General features: G+C 44.5%; 1 protein-coding gene. It reads right to left on the reverse strand.

Annotation, left to right across the window (positions count from 1 at the left end):
• Positions 1-237, reverse strand: a 237-nt coding sequence (locus E1189_RS24425) for a hypothetical protein (RefSeq protein WP_230459870.1), incomplete at its 3' end; no start/stop codon positions are given.
• Between the last annotated feature and the right edge of the window lie 440 nt (positions 238-677).

Below are 677 nucleotides of genomic sequence, written 5' to 3' on the forward strand. Positions count from 1 at the left end.
AGAAGCAACAAATTTCAGGTCAAATGCAGGATTTAAAACGGAAGAATGCCTGACCTGTTTATCATGAATCGGGGAAGAGGAAGCTTTCTTCTTATCCGTACCTAACCTTGAGAGAGCATATCTGAGTTTTGAGACTGAGTCCGAATCAGAATCAGAGCTACATATTCTTTTTTCAGCGCTAAATGCCGGTTCACAGGCTGAAGATCTTTTCCTTGAAATAGCGTGAAATGGCTGCATTTTTGATCATCCTTGTGCTGTTTTCCCTGAATTACTAACAATATTGACAGCACAAGCCATTTTTGGTTCCACACCTCACGTTGCTCAGCGTCGGGAGCGTAGACTCCTGCGTCTATGTGGCGCAGTAAGAGCGGAAAAAGACGCCGTCGGCATATGCGAAGGCAATGGTTTGGGTACTGAGATACTACTACTATCCAGTCTCAGCCCATTAATAAATTCCTGAGCGATAATCGTTAAATCGTCATCATCAAGGACCAGAGCATCATGGGATCGAAAAGCTGTTCTGAGGTAATGCTCGCAGGCACCGTCCCACTGATGATAACTTGTTACCTTCGTCATAAGCGTATTCAACTCAGCCGTTGATTGAGGAATATGGTGTCCCATTTGATCTATTACAGATCCGACCTGAGCATTAAACCAACAGGCAGTTATCCCTCCTC

The organism is Parendozoicomonas verongulae (assembly GCF_009711465.1).
Taxonomy (GTDB): domain Bacteria; phylum Pseudomonadota; class Gammaproteobacteria; order Pseudomonadales; family Endozoicomonadaceae; genus Sansalvadorimonas; species Sansalvadorimonas verongulae.